We start from the raw sequence: 573 nt of genomic DNA, 5'->3' as shown, positions 1-573 counted from the left end.
GTGGCCGCATGTGTTTGATCCCGGCACCGATCCGGGGGCCCCGGTGCTGCTGCTGCTCCACGGCACCGGCGGCACCGAGGAGGACCTGGTGCCCCTGGCCCCGCGCCTGGTCCCCGGCGCCGGAATCCTCTCCCCCCGCGGACCGGTGCGCGAACACGGCCTGAACCGGTGGTTCCGGCGCCTGAGCGAGGGCGTGTTCGACACCACCGACGTCATCACCCGCGCCGGGGAACTCACCTCCTTCCTCACCTGGGCCCGGGACACCTACAACCTCACCGGACGCAGGGTCATCGCGGTGGGCTTCTCCAACGGGGCCAACATCGCCCTGGCCACCGCCCTGCTCCACCCCGGAACCCTGGACCGGGTGGTGGCCTTCTCCGGCATGCACCCCCTGGACGGGCACGCCCCCGACACCGACCTGACCGCCACCGCCATCGCCCTCTACAACGGGGCAGCGGACCCCATGGCCCCCCAGGCCAGCGTCGAACGCCTCACCAGTGACCTCAAGGCCCGCAACGCCACCGTCCACCGCACCACAAGCCCCGGCGGACACGGCATCAACCCCGAGGACAT

1 protein-coding gene is annotated in these 573 nt (G+C 72.1%); it reads left to right on the top strand.

The window, feature by feature from the left end; translation table 11 throughout:
- Positions 1-573: alpha/beta hydrolase (locus tag AC4D2R_RS18035; RefSeq protein WP_490941476.1), on the top strand; the 573-nt coding region annotated here is incomplete at both ends.

Source organism: Arthrobacter sp. TJ-217 (assembly GCF_058269255.1).
Note: the sequence above shows the minus strand (reverse complement) of the source record. Positions and strands in the feature narration are given on the sequence as shown.